The following is an 18,409-nucleotide window of genomic DNA, read 5'->3' on the forward strand; positions in this document are numbered from 1 at the left end:
TGCAATGACGGCATTCTACAGATGCTCGCCGAAACAATTGGCAAAACCTGACCAAGCGATCCATCAAACGGCTTCCTGCTCGCGGCGATAAGCGTAGGTATCGGCGAAGCGCGACAGGAGGAATTCGGCGCAAGTGGTGGTCGGATATTTCGCTGGATGCTGTGCGTCCTGACAACCGGGAAGGCATTCGATGCGCGTGTCCGGGTGCGGCTCGGCGAAGAACGGCATCGAGTAACGGTCAACGCCGAGCGGGCTGATCACCCGGTGCGGGGTCGAGCGATAACGGTCGTTGCTCCAGCGCGCCATCATGTCGCCGAGATTGACCACGAAGGTGCCGTCAATCGGTGGCGCATCGATCCATTCGCCTTTGACGTTTTTCACTTGCAAGCCACCGGCGCTGTCCTGATATAGCAGGGTGATGCAGCCGTAATCGGTGTGCGCACCGGCGCCTTGCTGCTCGGCGGAGCTGGCGGTGTGGCGCGGTGGGTAATGGATCATGCGCAGGACGCTGACCGGGTCGACGAAGCGGCTGTCGAAAAAGTCGCGTTCGATGTCGAGGGCGAGGGTCATAGCGCGCAGCAGGGTTTGCGCGAGGGCCTGCATGTCGAGGTAATGTTGCTCCATCAATTCAGCCCATCCGGGTTGAGCTGGATGGCGGTTCGGCCCGCGCAACGGTTTTTCTGCGAGCACGTCGGGATGGTTGGCCGGCAGGTGCAGGCCCATGTCGAAGGTTTCTTTGAGGTCGCTGGGTTTGCTCGGGTCGAGTTGCTCGGTGGCGATGGCGCCGTAGCCGCGATGGTGGCGGGTCTGGGTGATGTCGATCTTGAGTTTTTCTGCGGCGGGCAGGGCGAAGAAACGCTGAGTCTGATCAAGCACCGTGTCGATGCGTTGCGCTGAAATCGGATGGCCCTTGATGTAGAAAAAGCCCCATTCGCGGCAGGCTTGGTCAATCTGCCCGGCGACCGCAGGCCAGGCGTTTTCGTCGTCGGAGTAGAGCGGGCTGATATCGATGATCGGAAGCTGATCCATACACAATCCTTGAATACGCTGAAGATCCAACTGTGGGAGCGAGCCTGCTCGCGAAGAGGGAGTGTCAGACAACATTTTTGTTTGATGACACACCGCTTTCGCGAGCAGGCTCGCTCCCACAGGGTTATGTGTGACTAGTAAAAATTTACTTCGGCATCTCGGCTTTCATGCCTTCTACGTAGTAGTTCATCGACGCCAGTTCCGCATTGGTCGCGCTTACGCCTGCGGGGATTTTCTCGACGCCGGCCTGATCCTTGATCGGCCCGGTGAATGGCTGGAACGCACCGCTCTTGATGTCAGCAATGATCTGCTCGGCTTCGGCTTTCACCGGCGCTGGCACCAGATCGCTGATCGGCAGTTCAATCGTGCCTTCCTTCAGCCCGCCCCAGTAATCCTGGGATTTCCAGGTGTGATCGATCACGCTTTGCGTCGCCTGAATATAGTGCGGCGCCCAGTCGTTGACGATCGAGGTCAGCACTGCTTTCGGGCCGAAGTGCGCCATGTCCGAGGCATAACCCACCGCGTACACGCCACGACGTTCGGCAGCCTGAATCGGCGCCGGGCTGTCGGTGTGCTGGAACACCACATCGACGCCCTGATCGATCAGCGCGTTGGCCGCGTCGGCCTCTTTGCCCGGATCGAACCACGAGTTGACCCATACCACTTTGATCTCGGTGCCCGGGTTGTATTTGTTCAGCGCCAGTTGAATCGAGTTGATGTCGCGGATCACCTCGGGGATCGGGAACGAAGCGACGTAACCGATTTTTTTGGTCTTGGTCATCTTCGCCGCGAGGAAGCCACCGACGTAGCGACCTTCGTAGGTGCGCGCCAGATAGGTGCCGAGGTTTTTGTCCTGTTTGTAGCCGGTGGCGTGTTCGAAGGTCACCTTGGGAAACTGCTTGGCGACTTTCAGCGTCGGGTTCATGTAGCCGAAAGAGGTGGTGAAGATCAGATCGTATTTGTCCTTGGCCATGTTGCGGATCACCCGCTCGGCGTCGGCGCCCTCGGCAACGTTTTCCACGTAGTTGGTGGTGATCTGATTGCCGAACTTCTCGGCGAGTGCCTTGCGCCCCTGCTCATGCTGATACGTCCAGCCGTGGTCACCGATCGGGCCGATGTAAACGAAACCGACCTTGAGCGGATCGGCAGCGCTGGCGCTCAGGCTGATCCCCAGACCGAGGGCGGCGCACAGCAGTTTGTGCAGCGGACGTATTTGCATGAATTCGAACTCCATTTTGTTGTGTGTGGTCAGGGCCAATGCAAATTGCTGACCAACAGGACAACAAACCTTCCGAAACCGCGTAACGGCCATCGCGAGCAGGCTCACTCCTACATTTGGAATGCGTTCCCCTGTAGGAGTGAGCCTGCTCGCGATAGCGCCCTCAAGGCCAATAAAAGTGCACCGGGCAAAGTACCGCTATCAGTTGGTGCGCTAATGTGTAACGAAACGTTAGCGCCGCTCCGCAGTCAGTAGCTCATTCGCACTCTTCGGTAAAAGGCCCGTCCATGCTCACCATCCTCAAGCAAGAAAGTTTTCTGCTACTGGCCGTCATCGCCGCGTGCGTCGCCTATCCGTTGGAACACTGGATGCTGCACAGCGGCCAGATCGTCGCGCTGACTGCCGGTCTGGTGCTGATCGCGTTCATCGTCGCCGCCTCGATGCGCGTCGCCCATCACGCTGAATTGCTCGCCGAAAAGGTTGGCGACCCTTACGGCACGATGATCCTCACACTCGCCGCCGTGCTGGTCGAAGTGGTGATTCTGGCGATCATGATGAGCAACGAAGCGTCGCCCACGTTGGTGCGCGACACGATCTATTCCGCCGTGATGCTCGACATCAACGGCATCCTTGGCCTCGCCGCGTTGATGGGCGGGATCAAGCACGGCGAACAGTCCTACAACGACGATTCGGCGCGCAGCTACAGCGTGATGATCCTCACCGCCATGGGCGTGTCGATGGTGGTGCCGGAGTTTATTCCCGAGGCCAACTGGAAGATTTATTCGGCGTTCACCATCGGTGCGATGGTGGTGCTGTATGCGCTGTTTCTGCGCATGCAGGTCGGCCCGCACAGTTACTTTTTCAGCTACAGCTATCCGGACAAACGCCGCAAGAAAGAACCGCAGGATGCGCAGGTGAAAGCACCGAGCATCGGCCTGTCGATCGGCATTCTGGTGTTTGGCATTGTGGTGATCGGCGCGTTGGCCGAGGTGATGTCGAAGACCCTCGATCTGGGCCTGGAAGGCACGGGTGCGCCGCCGGTGATCACGGCGATTCTGGTGGCGGCGATTTCTGCGGCACCGGAAATTTTGACCGCGTTGCGTGCAGCATTGGCCAACCGCATGCAGTCGGTGGTGAACATTGCGATGGGCGCGTCACTGTCGACAGTGATTCTGACGGTGCCGGTAATGGAAGCGATGGCGCTGTACACCGGCCAGCCGTTTCAGATGGCGATGACGCCAGTGCAGACGGTGATGATTTTCCTGACGTTGATGGTCAGCGCGATCAACCTCAATGACGGCGAAACCAATGCCATCGAAGGCATGACCCACTTCGTACTGTTCGCAACGTTCATCATGCTTTCCCTGCTCGGCCTTTGATATTGATCGTTCCCACGCTCCGCGTGGGAATGCCGCCATGGACGCTCTGCGTCCGCTGCTGGGACGCGGAGCGTCCCGAGACGCATTCCCACGCAGAGCGTGGGAACAATCATATGGGGAGGGGGATCAGGTGCCGGCGATCAGTTGGCGGGCCGCCTGGCTGTGATCGGCGATCAGGCCTTTGAGGTCAAGGCCTTCAACCTGGCCATCAACCACGCGCCACTTGCCGCCAATCATCACCCGATCGGCACGATCGGCGCCGCACAACAGCAGCGCCGAAATCGGATCATGGCTGCCGGAGAAACGCAGCTCATCAAGCTTGAACAACGCCAGATCCGCCTGCTTGCCCACGGCAATCTCACCAATATCGGTACGGCCCAGCAAGCTCGCCGAACCCTTGGTTGCCCAACCCAGCACGCGTTCCGGGGTGATCTTCTCGGCGCCGTAACGCAGACGCTGGATGTACAGCGCCTGACGCGCTTCCAGAATCATGTTCGAGGCATCGTTGGATGCCGAACCATCCACGCCCAAACCAAACAACGCACCGGCGTCAGTCAGATCAATACTCGGGCAGATGCCGGAAGCCAAACGCATGTTCGAACTCGGGCAATGGCAGATACCGGTACCAGCCTCGCCGAGACGCGCGATTTCGTCCGGGTTGAAGTGAATACCGTGGGCCAGCCAGGTGCGCGGGCCGAGCCAGCCGACGCTGTCGAGATAATCGACGGTGCGCAGGCCGAAACGCTGCAGGCAGAAATCTTCTTCATCGAGGGTTTCGGCCAGATGCGTGTGCAGGCGCACGTCGAGTTTGTTCGCCAGTTCAGCACTCGCCGACATGATTTCCGGGGTCACCGAGAACGGCGAGCATGGTGCCAGCGCGATCTGGATCTGCGCGCCATCGCCACGCTCGTGGTACTCGTGAATCAGGCGCTGACTGTCGTCGAGAATCACCTGACCTTCCTGCACGGTCTGTTGTGGTGGCAGGCCGCCGTCCTTCTCGCCGAGGCTCATCGAGCCGCGAGTGAGCATGGCGCGCATGCCCAGTTCACGCACGGTTTCGACTTGCACGTCGATGGCGTTTTCCAGGCCGTCCGGGAACAGATAGTGGTGGTCGGCAGCGGTGGTGCAGCCGGACAGCAGCAGCTCGGCCAAAGCGACTTTGGTGGCGAGCGCGAGTTTCTCAGGCGTCAGGCGCGCCCACACCGGGTACAGGGTTTTCAGCCACGGGAACAACGGCTGATTGACCACCGGCGCCCAGGCGCGGGTGAGGGTTTGATAGAAATGGTGATGGGTGTTGATCAGGCCCGGCAGGATCACATGCTCGCGGGCATCGAACACTTCATTGCACGGCGCCGACGGCTGTTGGCCGGCAGCCAGCACTTCGACGATGACACCGTCTTGCACGACTAGACCGCCACGGGCATCGAGCTCGTTGGAGGTGAAAATAGCGAGGGGATTTTTTAACCAGGTACGGGTCGCGGGCATGTTGCCGGCTCCTCTGAAAATTGGGTTCAGGGTTGCCAGCTCAGTGATGCCCTGTCTGCTGATCCAGGGTCGCCGCGGGGACGAGGTGCGCAGTTTCAAACAAATTGTTGCATCGAGCAAGCCCAACCCGACAGGACAACATCACCAAAATACACAACCCAATGGCGATGTAATCCGACAACGCCCATTCCAACAAAATACGCAACCCTGTAGGAGCTGCCGAAGGCTGCGATCTTTTGATCTTTTTTTTTACAATCAAAAGATCGCAGCCTTCGGCAGCTCCTACAGGGGATCATCAATTACCAGGGAATGGTTTCACCCTTGTAATTGATGAAGTGATGCCCGCCCTTGCCGGTGTACGCATTCACCTGATCAACCAAGCCACGGGTGCTGGTTTCCACATCCAGATCCGCGCCTTCGCCACCCATGTCCGTCTTCACCCAACCCGGATGCAGCGACAACACGGTCATCTTCTGCTCGCCCAATTGCGTGATAAAACTGTTGGTCATCGAGTTCAGCGCAGCCTTGCTCGCTTTGTACAGCGCCAGTTCCGGCGCGTCCGGCACTGTCACGCTGCCCAGCCCGGAACTCATGAACGCCAGCACACCGCTGCCTTCGCGGATCTGCCCGACAAAACGCTGCGCCAGATTGATCGGCGCCACCGCGTTGGTGAAAAACAGCTGACCGACTTCAGCCAATGTCGCGCCGCCCGGGGTCTGATCGGCCGGGCCTTTGACCCCAGCGTTGACGAACAGCAGGTCGAAGGTTTCGCCTTTGAGCTGTTGGCTCAGGGCGATCATCGCTTGCTGATCGTCCATGTCGAGCTTCTCGATCCGCACCTTGCCTAATGCTTGAAGCGCATCGGCATTGGCAGGATTGCGCACGGTGGCGGTGACTTGCCAGCCATCAGCCAGCAGGGTTTTCACCAGACCGAGGCCAAGGCCCCGGGAGGCGCCGATGATCAGTGCGTTTTTTGCAGACATGAGGGGCTTCCTTGATGAATGAGGATCATGGATTCAATGGACAGGCCTGACCGAGCCGAAGTTGCAGCTCTTGCCGCAGCACGTCGAGTTCGCTCATGCGGGTTTCAATCAGTTGCAGTTTGTCGCGCAGAAGTTGCGCCACGGCGTTGTCCGGATCGGGCGCGTTCCACAACGCCGCGACACTGTCACCGATCTCGCCGAGGGTAAATCCCAGGCGCTGCGCCGTTTTGATGTACAGCACCAGTTGCACCATCTCCAGCGGATAGTCGCGGTAACCATTGGCACTGCGCTGCGCCGCAATCAACCCGCGCTGCTCGTAGAAACGCAGGGCGTCACGGCTGACGGCGCTGGCCAGGGCTAATTCACCGATGCGCATGGCGACTCTCAAAAGGGCTATTGACCCTGGAGCATACTCCAGGCTTTACCGTGCTTGCTCCCTGAATTTCTGGAGCATGGATGATGTGGACTTCAACGCAGTATCGCCACGTGGTTCGCGGCAGCGCCTGGTATGACTTGATCGTCACGGCAGCGTTTGCCACGCCGTGGAGTTTTGCGCTTGTGCACGGGTTGTTGAGCGCACTGGATTTGCCCGGCGAATTGCCGGCGTTTCAGCCTGTGCATATGTTGATGGCGAATCTGTTGGGGTCGGTGGTGTGCGTGTGGGCGGTGCTGCGGATTCGTGATCCGCAGGCGCTTTATGGACGGTATGACGCGGTGGCGCGGTTTTTGTTTGCGGCTTGGCAGGGGTATGCCTTGCTGCACGGTGCCAGTTCGATTCTGATTGTTTTCCTGGTCTTTGAACTGGCGTGGGGCATTGCTCAGGTGTTGCCTGTGAGGGCGCCTTCGCTGGCAAGCCATGCTCCTACAGGTGATGCAAGACGCTCTCTGTAGGAGCAAGGCTTGCCCGCGATAGGGCCAACAAGGTCACCGCATCAATGCCCGGCCTGCCAAGGTTGCCCCAACGAAACCGGTGCATACAATCTTGTACGCACCGCATCCCGCGACAACAACACCAACACCAAAATCGTCGCCACATACGGCAGCATCGCCAGCAAACTCGACGGAATCGCCAGCCCCAACCCCTGCGCGACCAAATGCAGGATGCTGGCGAGGCCAAACAGATACGCCCCGAGCAACAACCGCCACACCCGCCAACTGGCAAACACCACCAGCGCCAAAGCAATCCAGCCACGCCCGGCGGTCATGTTCTCCGCCCACATCGGCGTATACGCCAGCGACAAATAAGCCCCGGCCAACCCGGCCATCGCTCCACCAAACAGCACCGCTAGAGTACGCACGGTCAACACCGGCAAGCCCATCGCACTGGCCGCATCCGGGTTCTCACCCACGGCTTGAATGATCAACCCGACACGACTTTTGATGATCACCCACGCCACCAGCGCAAACAGCGCGAACGACAGATACACCAGCAGATCCTGCGCAAACAGCATCCGCCCGATCAGCGGAATTTCACTCAGATAAGGAATCGCCAACGGCTCGAAACCGGCCAGTGGTTTCCCCACCCAGGCCGCGCCGACAAAGGTCGACAGCCCGACACCAAAAATCGTCAGAGCCAGACCGGTCGCCACTTGATTGGCATTGAATACCAGCGCCACCAAAGCAAACAGTGACGACAACAACATCCCGGCCAACATCGCCAACAACACGCCAAGCCACAGGTTGCCGCTGTTCAGCGCGACGATAAAACCGATCACCGCGCCAAACAGCATCATCCCTTCCTGCCCAAGATTGAGCACACCGCTCTTCTCGCAGATCAGTTCACCCAGCGCCACCAGCAACAGCGGCGTGCCGCATCGCACCATGGCGTAGAAAATATTGCTCAACAGATCGATATCCATCACAGCGCTCCGGCGGTTACGGCGGTGGTCGACGTGCGCTTCACCCAGCGCAGGTTCAGGCGTGGCCGATAGAGGATCAGCACGTCGCAGGCGAGCAGGAAAAACAGCATCATTCCCTGGAACAACTGGGTGATCGCCTGCGGCAGATTCATCGTCATTTGCGCGCTCTCGCCACCGATGTACAGCAGCGCCATCAACAGACTGGAGAACAGAATCCCGATCGGATTCAGTCGGCCAAGAAACGCCACGGTAATCGCCGCATAGCCGTAACCCGGCGACACCTGCGGCACCAATTGGCCAATCGGCCCGGTGACTTCACAGACGCCAGCGAGCCCAGCCAAGCCGCCGCTGATCAACAGCGCCAGCCAGATCAAACGCTTCTCGCGAAAGCCGACAAACCCCGCCGCACGCTTGTCCAGCCCGAGCACTTTGATCTGGAAACCGACAAAGCTTTTCTGCAACAACACCCACACCGCGACCAGTGCGAGAAGGGCGAAATACACCCCGGCGTGCACGCGGCCATCCTCCATCAGCAACGGCAAACGGCTGGCGTCGCCGAACATCGCCGACTCGGGAAAGTTGAATCCGGCCGGATCCTTCAGCGGCCCGTGTACACAGAACAACAGCAGATTCAGCGCGATGTAATTGAGCATGATGCTGGTGAGGATTTCATTGGCGTTGAAACGTGTGCGTAACCACGCGGTCAGCCCGGCCCACGCCGCGCCGGCGAGGGTGCCGGTTAGCAGAATCAACACCAGCGCCCAACGGCTTTGCATGTCGATGATGTTCACCGCCAAGGCACTGCCGGCGAGTGCGCCGAGGAGCAATTGTCCCTCAGCGCCGATGTTCCAGATCCGCGCCTGATACGCCACCGCCAGACCCAAAGCGCAGAGCAGAATCGGCAACGCTTTGACCAGCAATTCAGAGACGCCATACAAATCGCTGACCGGTGAAATCAGCAGCGTATGCAAGGTTTGCAGCGGGTCATGCCCGAGGGCGATAAACAGCAGCGAGCCGCAACCGAGCGTCAGCGCCGCCGCCAGTAACGGCGAGCACCACAGCATCAAGCGCGATTGCTGGCCACGGGGTTCGAGGGAAAGCAGCATGTTTGAAACTCCGTTAAACCGTGGCGGCTGAAGGTGGGTTGTTGAACTGGCCGGCCATCCAGCCGCCGACATCACTGAGTTGCGTGTCGCCGGTGTTGTGCAACGCCGACAGGCGTCCGCCGCACAACGCGCCGAGGCGATCGCTGATCTGGAACAGTTCGTCGAGGTCTTCGGAAATCACCAGAATCGCCGCACCGGCATCGCGCAACGCGATCAACGCACGGTGGATGGTCGCGGCGGCGCCGACGTCGACGCCCCAGGTCGGGTGCGCAGCGATCAGCAGTTTCGGTTGCTGAAGGATTTCGCGGCCGAGGATGAATTTCTGCAAGTTGCCGCCAGACAGGCTGCGCGCAGCGGTTTGCGCGTCCGGGGTTTTCACGCCGAAGCGCTGAATGATTTGTTGGGCGAGGGCTTCGACTTTGCCGCGTTCGATCAAACCGTGGCTGACCAAGCCTTGTTGGAACGCGGTGAGCAGAGCGTTATCGGCCAGACTCAATTCCGGCACCGCGCCGTGGCCGAGGCGCTCGGCGGGGACGAACGCCAAGCCCAATTTGCGTCGTGCATCCGGGCGCAGATCGGCGACGTGTTGCTCGGCGAATCGAATGGTCGCGGCCTCCGCACGAGGCAAGGTTTGTTCGCCGCTGAGCAGGGCGAGCAACTCATCCTGGCCATTGCCCGCGACCCCGGCGATACCGACGATTTCACCGCTGCGTACCTGCACATCAATGTCAGTCAGCGAACAACCAAACGGATCGGGGTTGTGCCAGCTCAAGCCCTTCACCTGCAAAAACGCCGCGCCGCCGCTGACTTTCGGATAGTCACCAATCAACGCCGCCGCTTCGCCAACCATCAACTGCGCTAACTGCTGATCCGAGCATTCGGCCGGCACGCAATGCCCGGCCACGCGCCCGCCGCGAAGAACCGTCGCGCTGTGACACAGCGCGCGAACTTCGCCGAGTTTATGGCTGATAAACAGAATACTGCAGCCCTCGGCGGCGAGACGGCGCAGGGTGATGAACAGCTCGTCAGCCTCCTGCGGGGTCAGCACCGACGTCGGTTCGTCGAGAATCAGCAGACGAATGTCCTGCATCAGGCAGCGAATGATTTCCACCCGTTGCCGCTCGCCGATCGACAGGCTGTGAACAAGTCGCTCCGGCTCCAGCGCCATGCCATAACGGCGCGACACTTCGCGAATTTTCGGTTCCAGTTGTTTCGGTGTGCCAGCCTTGGCGCCCATCGCCAGCGCGATGTTCTGCGCGACGCTGAGGGTTTCGAACAGCGAGAAGTGCTGGAACACCATGCCGATGCCCAAATGCCGTGCCTGCGCCGGATTGCGAATGTTGACTCGCTGGCCCTGCCAAAGCATTTCCCCGGCGTCGGCCTGGGTGACGCCGTAGATGATCTTCATCAACGTACTTTTGCCCGCGCCGTTTTCACCGAGCAGTGCGTGAATTTCTCCGGGCGCAATGCTCAGGTCGATGGCGTCGTTGGCCAGACAACCGGGATAACGTTTGCTGATGTGGCGCAGTTGCAGGCGCGCAGGAGTAGAAGCAATTGGCATGACAGGCTCGACTTGCTTGGAGTTGTGCCTGTGGATAAAGCAATTTCCTGGCCATTGAGTCAGGAACCCGAGCGGGCTGCGGGTGGCAGCGCTCGGCGCAGAGCATTGCGCTGAAAATCGGCGGGATTTGCAGCACCAAATCGGAGCAAAGGTGTTGATCGGGCTCCAGTTTTGCCCGGCCGCAACTGATCAAAAAACGAGCAAACCCGTGGGAGCTAGGCAGAACCTGCGACTGCGGCGGTCATGAACGGGTTATCCACAGGTTGCTCCACAGTTATTGTGCGCAAGCCGAAACGCCGGGCATAAGCACTGTGGTGCTTTCTTCTAATCGTGATAATCGCGGCTAACTGATTGTTTCTGCTTGGAAATTACATTTCGTCGGGCAAATTGAACGAAAAGTGAACAAACCGCGCAAAGCCACGTTACAGAAGGGTTACAGCGTTATGTGCTCAGGTTATCCACAGTCGGGTGCACAGCAGCTGTGGGCAAGTTTGCGGAATATGAAATTTCGCATCCGCCCCAAAACATCGCAGCCTTCGGCAACTCCTACAGGGAAACGCATTTCAATTGTAGGAGCTGCGGAACGCTGCGATCTTTTGACCTTGCTTCACCGCTGCAACAAAATCCGCCCACGACTCAAATCCGCCAACTGCCCCTGCAACACCGCAATCTGCGCCTCACCCACCGCCAACTTCAACTCAACCCCATTCGCCGTAAAATTCTCCTCAACAACCAACCCACCCAAATCCGCCACCCGCAACTTCACCAAAGCCAACTCGGCAAACCCGCAGGCACAACTCAACGCCACCCGACTGATCAACTCAACCTTCGCCGCCGTCTGCAAACACTTGTTCGCACCACCGCCATAGGCCCGGGCCAACCCGCCAGTCCCCAGTTGAATCCCGCCGTACCAACGAATCACCAACACCGCGACCTGATCGCAATCCTGCGCTTCAATCGCCGCCAATATCGGTCGCCCAGCAGTACCACCCGGTTCGCCATCGTCATTGCTGCGATATTGATCGCCGAGTTTCCATGCCCAGCAATTGTGCGAAGCATTCAAATCGCTGTGCTGCTCGAAAAACGCCTGCGCATCAGCAGGACTGCCGATCGGTGCGGCAAAAGTGATAAAGCGGCTTTTGCGAATCTCTTCGCGGTACTCGCAAAAACCGCTGAGGGTGAAAGGCATAAACGTCTTATACAGAAGGAGTGAGGCCGCAGCCTTTGAGAATGATGCGGATCAGGTTGTTGCCGGCGTCTTCCATGTCCTGCTTGGTCAACTTGCTGCGACCGCTGACGCGACAGATCTGCGTGGCGAAATCGGCATAGTGCTGGGTGCTGCCCCACAACAGGAAAATCAGATGCACCGGATCAACCGCGTCCATTTTGCCCGCATCGATCCACGCCTGAAACACCGCCGCACGGCCGGTGAACCAGGCGCGGTAATCCTGATTGAAATATTCGGTCAGGCATTCGCCGCCGCTGATCACTTCCATCGCAAAGATTCGCGAGGCTTGCGGCTGGCGTCGGGAGAATTCCATCTTGGCGCGGATGTAGCGGGTCAGCGCCTCGGCCGGATCGTCCTCGGCGGTGAGCGTGTTGAAGGTGCTGTCCCACAGCTCGATGATGTTGCTCAGCACCGCCACGTACAAACCGAGTTTGTTGGTGAAGTAGTAATGCAGGTTCGCCTTGGGCAACCCGGCATTCTGGGCGATGGTGTTCATGCTGGTGCCTTTGTACCCGTGACGGGCGAACTCGTCTTCGGCGGCTTTGAGGATGGTCTCTTCGTTCTTCTGACGAATGCGGCTGGCGGGTTTGCCGCCGTGGGCTGGGACTTCAAAGGTCATAGGCACTTCCGGGTTTGTCTGTGGGCGCTACCAGTTGCGTTGATAGCGCACCCACAGGCATCCGACAAGTCTTTGCGCGATAAAACCGTTACGCCTGTTCGATCTTGTTCAGCGGCGCGTGGGTTTCAGTGGCTGCGGTTTTCGACTCCGGCAGCAACAGGCACAGGATGATTGCGGTCAGGCCACCGCTGGTGATCGCCGAGTCGAACAGGTTCTGCACCAGTTTCGGCAGCAGGTGCAGCAGGTTCGGTTGTGCGGCGATGCCCAGGCCGACGCCGAACGAAGTGGCGATGATCAGCATGCTGCGCCGATCCAGCGACGACTGCGCGAGGATGCGCACGCCGGCCGCGGCCACCGCGCCGAACATCACCAGAGTCGCGCCACCCAATACCGGTTTCGGAATCTGTTGCAGCACCGCGCCGATCATCGGAAACAAGCCGAGACAAAACAGGATCGCGCCGATGTACAGCCCGACGTAGCGGCTGGCGACGCCGGTCAACTGGATCACGCCGTTGTTCTGCGCAAACGTGGTGTTGGGGAAAGCGCTGAAGGTCGCGGCGATCATGCAGCTCACGCCATCACCGAGCACGCCACCGCGCAGGCGGCTTATATATGAAGGGCCGCTGATAGGTTGACGGGCGAGCATGCAGTTGGCGGTGAGGTCACCGACGGTTTCGATGGTGCTGATCAGATAAATCAGCGCGACCGGCAGGAAAGCTGTCCAGTCGAAGCTGAATCCGAATTTGAACGGGGTAGGAAAACTCACCAGCGGCAAGTCAGGCAACGGCTGCGGCACCAGTTTCCCACTGAACCACGCGGCCAGACTGCCGAGCACCAGACCAATGATGATCGCCGACAAGCGCACCCACGGCGTGTTGGATCGGTTGAGCAGAATGATCGTCATCAGCACGAACACGCCCAACGCCAGATTGCCCGGCGCACCGAAGTCCGGCGCGTTGAAGCCGCCGCCCAGATCAGTGATACCGACTTTGATCAGACTGATGCCGATCAGGGTGATAACGATCCCGGTCACCAGCGGCGTTACGACTCGACGCAACTGACCGATGAAACGGCTGAGGACGATCTGCACCATCGCGCCGAAAAAGCACACGCCGAAGATCATCGCCAGAATGTCTTCCGGGCTGCCGCCGCGTTGCTTGACCAGAAACCCGGCCGACAGCACCGCACCGAGAAAGGCGAAACTGGTGCCTTGCAGACAAATCATCCCGGCGCCGATGCCGAACGGCCGCCGCGCCTGAATAAAGGTGCCGACGCCCGACACCATCAACGCCATGCTGATCAGGTACGGCAAATACGCGGTCAGCCCGAGGGCCGAACCAATCACCAATGGCGGGGTGATGATGCCGACGAAACTGGCGAGCACGTGTTGCAGCGCGGCAAGGGTGGCGGCGAGTGGTTTGGGGCGGTCGTTGAGGCCGTAGATCAAGTCGCTGGACGGTGCGGAATCTGGCTGCATGGCTTAAGGCTTCTTATCAGAGGAACGAAGTAATTCCCCCTCTGCAAAAACCTGTCCACTTGCTCAACTTATTTTCTCTGTAGGAGCTGCCGAAGGCTGCGATCCCTTGATCTTGCTGTACTTCACCAACATCGCAATCCCGATCAACGCGTCGCCGCCAAACTCTCCAAAAAGCTCTCCAGCACCAAATGAGGGCGCCGCCCCTTGCGCGTGACCGATGCCAGACTCAAATCGTAAAACCGCGTCCCTGCTTTCAAGGCACGCAAACGCCCCTGCTGCACCCAAAGACTGGCGTAATGATCCGGCAGATACCCAATGTAACGCCCGGTCAAAATCAAAAACGCCATGCCTTCCCGGTCAGAAGCACTGGCCGTGCAATTGAGTGCCTGGTAGTGCGCCTGAATATCCGCCGGCAAACGAAACGTTGGCGCAATCGCGTCCTGACTGTTCAAGCGTTCGTCATCCAGTTGCTTGTCATCAACATAAAACAACGGATGCCCCACCGCGCAATAAAGCAGCGAACGCTCGCTGTACAGCGGCTGATATTCCAGTCCCGACAACGCACTGGCCTGCGGCACCACGCCGACATGCAGGCGGCCATCGAGCACACCTTGCTCGACTTCGTTCGGCGCAATCATGCGGATCTGAATCTGCACATCCGGCCCGCGCTCCTTCAACTGCGCGAGGGCGTGGGTGATGCGCATGTGGGGGAGGGTGACGAGGTTGTCGGTCAGGCCAATGATCAGCTCACCGCGCAAATGCTGGTGCAGGCCGTTGACCTCGGTGCGAAAACTTTCCAGCGCACTTAATAGTTGCAAGGCTGATTGATACACCTCGCGACCTTCTTCGGTCAGCGAAAACCCCGCGCGACCACGCTGACACAAACGCAAACCGAGGCGCTGCTCCAGATCACTCATCTGTTGGCTGATCGCCGAGCGACCGATGCCGAGCACAGTCTCCGCCGCCGAGAAGCCACCGCACTCCACCACACTGCGAAAAATCCGCAGCAGGCGAATATCAAAGTCACTGACCTGGGCCAGCGGATCGGGGCGGCGGCTGCTCATCTTATTGTTCTCATTGTTTAGCGGAGTTCTAACTGAAGGTTAGAAGAGTTGGATTTCACCGACTTTATCGCCGTGGCAATTTAGCTGCAACAACGCTTTTTATCTCCCTGACGCTTATGCCCTGCGAGGTTTTGCCCGATGAACATGCCTGAAAACGCTCAGTCGCCACTGGCCAGCCAACTGAAGCTGGACGCGCACTGGATGCCCTACACCGCCAACCGTAACTTCCAGCGCGATCCGCGTTTGATCGTTGGCGCCGAAGGCAGCTGGCTGATCGACGACAAGGGCCGCCGGGTATACGACTCGCTGTCCGGTCTGTGGACATGCGGCGCCGGTCACACCCGCAAGGAAATTCAGGAAGCAGTCTCCAAGCAATTGGGCACCCTCGATTACTCGCCGGGCTTTCAGTACGGTCACCCGCTGTCGTTCCAACTGGCCGAGAAAATCACCGAGTTGACCCCAGGTAATCTGAATCACGTGTTCTTCACTGACTCGGGCTCCGAGTGCGCCGACACCGCCGTGAAAATGGTGCGTGCCTACTGGCGCCTGAAAGGTCAGGCGACCAAAACCAAAATGATCGGCCGTGCCCGTGGTTACCACGGTGTGAATATCGCCGGCACCAGCCTCGGCGGTGTCAATGGCAACCGCAAACTGTTCGGTCAGTCGATGATGGACGTCGATCACCTGCCGCACACGTTGCTGGCAAGCAACGCGTTCTCCCGTGGCATGCCGGAGCAGGGCGGTATCGCTTTGGCCGATGAGCTGCTGAAGCTGATCGAACTGCACGATGCTTCGAACATCGCTGCGGTATTCGTTGAACCGATGGCCGGTTCCGCTGGCGTGCTGGTACCGCCACAGGGTTACCTGAAACGTCTGCGCGAGATCTGCGATCAGCACAACATCCTGCTGGTGTTCGACGAAGTGATCACTGGTTTCGGTCGTACCGGCAATATGTTCGGCGCCGACACCTTCGGCGTGACCCCGGATCTGATGTGCATCGCCAAGCAAGTCACCAACGGCGCGATCCCGATGGGCGCGGTGATTGCCAGCTCTGAGATCTATCAGACGTTCATGAATCAGCCGACGCCAGAATACGCGGTGGAATTCCCGCACGGCTACACCTACTCGGCACACCCGGTGGCTTGCGCCGCTGGCCTGGCGGCACTCGACCTGCTGCAAAAAGAAAACCTGGTGCAGAGCGTCGCGGAAGTCGCGCCGCATTTCGAAAACGCGCTGCATGGTCTGAAAGGCTCCAAGCACGTTATCGACATTCGTAACTTCGGTCTGGCCGGTGCGATCCAGATTGCCGGCCGTGACGGCGACGCCATCGTGCGTCCGTTCGAAGCGGGCATGGCTCTGTGGAAAGCCGGGTTCTACGTACGTTTCGGCGGCGACACCCTGCAGTTCGGCCCAACCTTCAACAGCAAGCCGCAAGACCTCGATCGCCTGTTCGACGCGGTCGGCGAAGTGCTGAACAAGCTCGACTGATTTTTCCTTCTATATAGCTATACAAATAGCAGGCGCCTGTTGCGGGTGTCTGCGCACAAGAATTCAGGAGTTTTCGATGAGCGTTATTCCGCATTTGATCAATGGCGAACTGGTGACCGAGAACGGTCGTGCGGTTGATGTGTTCAACCCGTCCACCGGTCAGGCTATCCACAAGCTGCCACTGGCCAGCCAGGCAACCATCCAGAAAGCCATCGATGCCGCCAAGGCTGCGTTCCCGGCCTGGCGCAACACGCCACCGGCCAAACGTGCCCAGGTGATGTTCCGTTTCAAGCAACTGCTGGAGCAGAACGAAGCGCGCATCTCGCAACTGATCAGCGAAGAACACGGCAAGACCCTCGAAGACGCCGCCGGTGAACTGAAGCGCGGCATCGAGAACGTCGAGTTCGCCTGCGCCGCCCCGGAAATCCTCAAGGGCGAGTACAGCCGCAACGTCGGCCCGAACATCGACGCATGGTCGGACTTCCAGCCGCTGGGCATCGTTGCCGGTATCACCCCGTTCAACTTCCCGGCCATGGTGCCGCTGTGGATGTACCCGTTGGCGATCGTCTGCGGCAACTGCTTCATCCTCAAGCCGTCCGAGCGTGACCCGAGCTCGACATTGCTGATCGCTCAGCTGCTACTGGAAGCCGGTTTGCCGAAAGGCGTAATGAGCGTGGTGCACGGTGACAAGACTGCCGTGGACGCGTTGATCGAAGCGCCGGAAGTCAAAGCGCTGAGCTTCGTTGGTTCGACGCCGATTGCTGAGTACATCTACGCCGAAGGCACCAAGCGCGGCAAACGCGTGCAGGCACTGGGCGGCGCGAAGAACCATGCAGTACTGATGCCGGATGCCGATCTGGATAACGCGGTCAGCGCACTGATGGGCGCGGCGTACGGTTCGTGCGGCGAGCGCTGCATGGCGATTTCTGTTGCCGTGTGTGTTGGCGACCAGGTTGCAGATGCGCTGGTGGCGAAACTGGTGCCACAGATTCAGGCGCTGAAAATCGGTGCCGGCACTTCGTGCGGTCTGGACATGGGCCCACTGGTCACCGGTCAGGCGCGCGACAAAGTCAGCGGTTACGTAGATGACGGCGTGGCAGCGGGCGCGACCCTGGTGGTCGACGGTCGTGGTTTCAGCGTCGCTGGTCATGAAGAAGGCTTCTTCCTCGGTGGCTGCCTGTTCGACAACGTCACCCCGGAAATGCGCATCTATAAGGAAGAGATCTTCGGCCCGGTACTGTGCATCGTTCGCGTGAACAGCCTGGAAGAGGCCATGCAACTGATCAACGATCACGAATACGGAAACGGCACCTGCATCTTTACCCGTGACGGTGAAGCGGCGCGTCTGTTCTGCGACGAGATCGAAGTCGGCATGGTTGGCGTCAACGTGCCGCTGCCAGTACCGGTGGCTTATCACAGCTTCGGCGGCTGGAAGCGTTCGCTGTTTGGCGACCTCCACGCTTATGGCCCGGACGGCGTGCGCTTCTACACCCGCCGCAAAGCGATCACCCAGCGCTGGCCGCAGCGTGCGAGCCACGAGGCTTCGCAGTTCGCCTTCCCTAGCTTGTAAGTAGAAGGGCAGGGCAACGAAGGCCGACCCCTTGGGGTCGGCCTTCGTGTTTGCGGGCTTTTTTGACCAATGTGACAGAAATATGAAAATAGACGTTGACGGCAGATCCCAGACGTCTATAATTCGCCCACTTCCGGCGCGGTCGAAACGGAAAACTCCTTGAAATTCAATGAGTTACGCAGTTTTCGACAGCAAGTGCTTCAGTTCATCGAAGCCAAAAGGAAGTTGAAAAAGAGGTGTTGACAGTAGCGTGTAACGCTGTAGAATTCGCCTCCCGCTGACGAGAGATCTGAAGCGCAAGTGGTTGAAGTTGTTGAAGAATTCTTCGAAAACTTCTGAAAA

The 18,409-nt window shown here is 59.2% G+C and carries 16 protein-coding genes; 4 read left to right on the forward strand and 12 right to left on the reverse strand.

The window, feature by feature from the left end; all coding sequences use genetic code 11:
- Positions 1 to 63 precede the first annotated feature (63 nt).
- Together ACIP66_RS15235 and ACIP66_RS15240 are read right to left on the reverse strand one after the other, a co-directional pair.
- The gene (locus ACIP66_RS15235; protein WP_400648984.1) at positions 64 to 1,029 is read right to left on the reverse strand and encodes a 2-oxoglutarate and iron-dependent oxygenase domain-containing protein; all 966 of its coding nucleotides are present in this window, start codon (positions 1,027 to 1,029) and stop codon (positions 64 to 66) included.
- A 145-nt stretch (positions 1,030 to 1,174) separates the two neighbouring features.
- Positions 1,175 to 2,248: a BMP family ABC transporter substrate-binding protein gene (locus ACIP66_RS15240; protein ID WP_053116955.1), complete on the reverse strand. Its 1,074-nt coding sequence runs from the start codon at positions 2,246 to 2,248 to the stop codon at positions 1,175 to 1,177.
- 287 nt (positions 2,249 to 2,535) lie between these two features.
- Between ACIP66_RS15240 and ACIP66_RS15245 the strand changes: the two genes are divergently transcribed.
- Positions 2,536 to 3,627, forward strand: a complete 1,092-nt coding sequence (locus ACIP66_RS15245) for a calcium:proton antiporter (RefSeq protein ID WP_400648985.1) — start codon at positions 2,536 to 2,538, stop codon at positions 3,625 to 3,627.
- A 126-nt stretch (positions 3,628 to 3,753) separates the two neighbouring features.
- On the opposite strand, the gene ACIP66_RS15250 is transcribed toward ACIP66_RS15245, so the two are convergent.
- From ACIP66_RS15250 to ACIP66_RS15260, 3 genes are all read right to left on the reverse strand, one after another.
- The gene (locus ACIP66_RS15250) at positions 3,754 to 5,112 is read right to left on the reverse strand and encodes an 8-oxoguanine deaminase (protein ID WP_212546367.1); all 1,359 of its coding nucleotides are present in this window, start codon (positions 5,110 to 5,112) and stop codon (positions 3,754 to 3,756) included.
- Positions 5,113 to 5,411: 299 nt separating this feature from the next.
- Positions 5,412 to 6,095: an SDR family oxidoreductase gene (locus tag ACIP66_RS15255; RefSeq protein WP_400648987.1), complete on the reverse strand. Its 684-nt coding sequence runs from the start codon at positions 6,093 to 6,095 to the stop codon at positions 5,412 to 5,414.
- 25 nt (positions 6,096 to 6,120) lie between these two features.
- Positions 6,121 to 6,471, reverse strand: coding sequence for a MerR family transcriptional regulator (locus ACIP66_RS15260; RefSeq protein WP_400648989.1), 351 nt, complete (start codon positions 6,469 to 6,471; stop codon positions 6,121 to 6,123).
- Between the two features lie 83 nt (positions 6,472 to 6,554).
- Here ACIP66_RS15260 and ACIP66_RS15265 point away from each other — a divergent pair, with 83 nt between their 5' ends.
- A complete protein-coding gene (locus tag ACIP66_RS15265) occupies positions 6,555 to 6,986 on the forward strand; it encodes a hypothetical protein (protein ID WP_400649000.1) in 432 nt (143 codons plus the stop codon).
- 41 nt (positions 6,987 to 7,027) lie between these two features.
- Here ACIP66_RS15265 and ACIP66_RS15270 read toward each other — a convergent pair whose 3' ends face one another.
- The 7 genes from ACIP66_RS15270 to ACIP66_RS15300 form a co-directional block, all read right to left on the reverse strand.
- Positions 7,028 to 7,954, reverse strand: a complete 927-nt coding sequence (locus tag ACIP66_RS15270) for an ABC transporter permease (RefSeq protein ID WP_008088667.1) — start codon at positions 7,952 to 7,954, stop codon at positions 7,028 to 7,030.
- Positions 7,954 to 9,060, reverse strand: a complete 1,107-nt coding sequence (locus ACIP66_RS15275) for an ABC transporter permease (protein WP_212551557.1) — start codon at positions 9,058 to 9,060, stop codon at positions 7,954 to 7,956. Before ACIP66_RS15275 ends, ACIP66_RS15270 begins: the two co-directional genes overlap by 1 nt.
- A 13-nt stretch (positions 9,061 to 9,073) precedes the next feature.
- A complete protein-coding gene (locus tag ACIP66_RS15280; RefSeq protein ID WP_400648991.1) occupies positions 9,074 to 10,621 on the reverse strand; it encodes an ABC transporter ATP-binding protein in 1,548 nt (515 codons plus the stop codon).
- A 607-nt stretch (positions 10,622 to 11,228) separates the two neighbouring features.
- Entirely contained in the window at positions 11,229 to 11,810 is a 582-nt protein-coding gene (locus ACIP66_RS15285) for an IMPACT family protein (protein WP_400648993.1), read from the reverse strand.
- Positions 11,811 to 11,817: 7 nt separating this feature from the next.
- Positions 11,818 to 12,468, reverse strand: coding sequence for a TetR/AcrR family transcriptional regulator (locus tag ACIP66_RS15290; RefSeq protein ID WP_158959276.1), 651 nt, complete (start codon positions 12,466 to 12,468; stop codon positions 11,818 to 11,820).
- 88 nt (positions 12,469 to 12,556) lie between these two features.
- Positions 12,557 to 13,945: a uracil-xanthine permease family protein gene (locus ACIP66_RS15295; RefSeq protein ID WP_400648997.1), complete on the reverse strand. Its 1,389-nt coding sequence runs from the start codon at positions 13,943 to 13,945 to the stop codon at positions 12,557 to 12,559.
- A gap of 143 nt (positions 13,946 to 14,088) precedes the next feature.
- Positions 14,089 to 15,009 carry a LysR family transcriptional regulator gene (locus tag ACIP66_RS15300; protein ID WP_053116962.1) on the reverse strand — a complete coding sequence of 307 codons (921 nt, stop codon included), beginning with the start codon at positions 15,007 to 15,009 and terminating at the stop codon, positions 14,089 to 14,091.
- Between the two features lie 138 nt (positions 15,010 to 15,147).
- On the opposite strand from ACIP66_RS15300, the gene ACIP66_RS15305 reads away from it, so the two are divergent.
- Positions 15,148 to 16,497: an aspartate aminotransferase family protein gene (locus ACIP66_RS15305; protein ID WP_159815753.1), complete on the forward strand. Its 1,350-nt coding sequence runs from the start codon at positions 15,148 to 15,150 to the stop codon at positions 16,495 to 16,497.
- Between the two features lie 76 nt (positions 16,498 to 16,573).
- Complete coding sequence (locus tag ACIP66_RS15310) at positions 16,574 to 18,067, forward strand: CoA-acylating methylmalonate-semialdehyde dehydrogenase (RefSeq protein WP_038360740.1); 1,494 nt, start codon at positions 16,574 to 16,576, stop codon at positions 18,065 to 18,067.
- Positions 18,068 to 18,409: the final 342 nt, after the last annotated feature.

Origin of the sequence: Pseudomonas sp. NPDC088429 (assembly GCF_044753305.1) — a bacterium.
Classification (GTDB): Bacteria; Pseudomonadota; Gammaproteobacteria; order Pseudomonadales; family Pseudomonadaceae; genus Aquipseudomonas; species Aquipseudomonas rustica.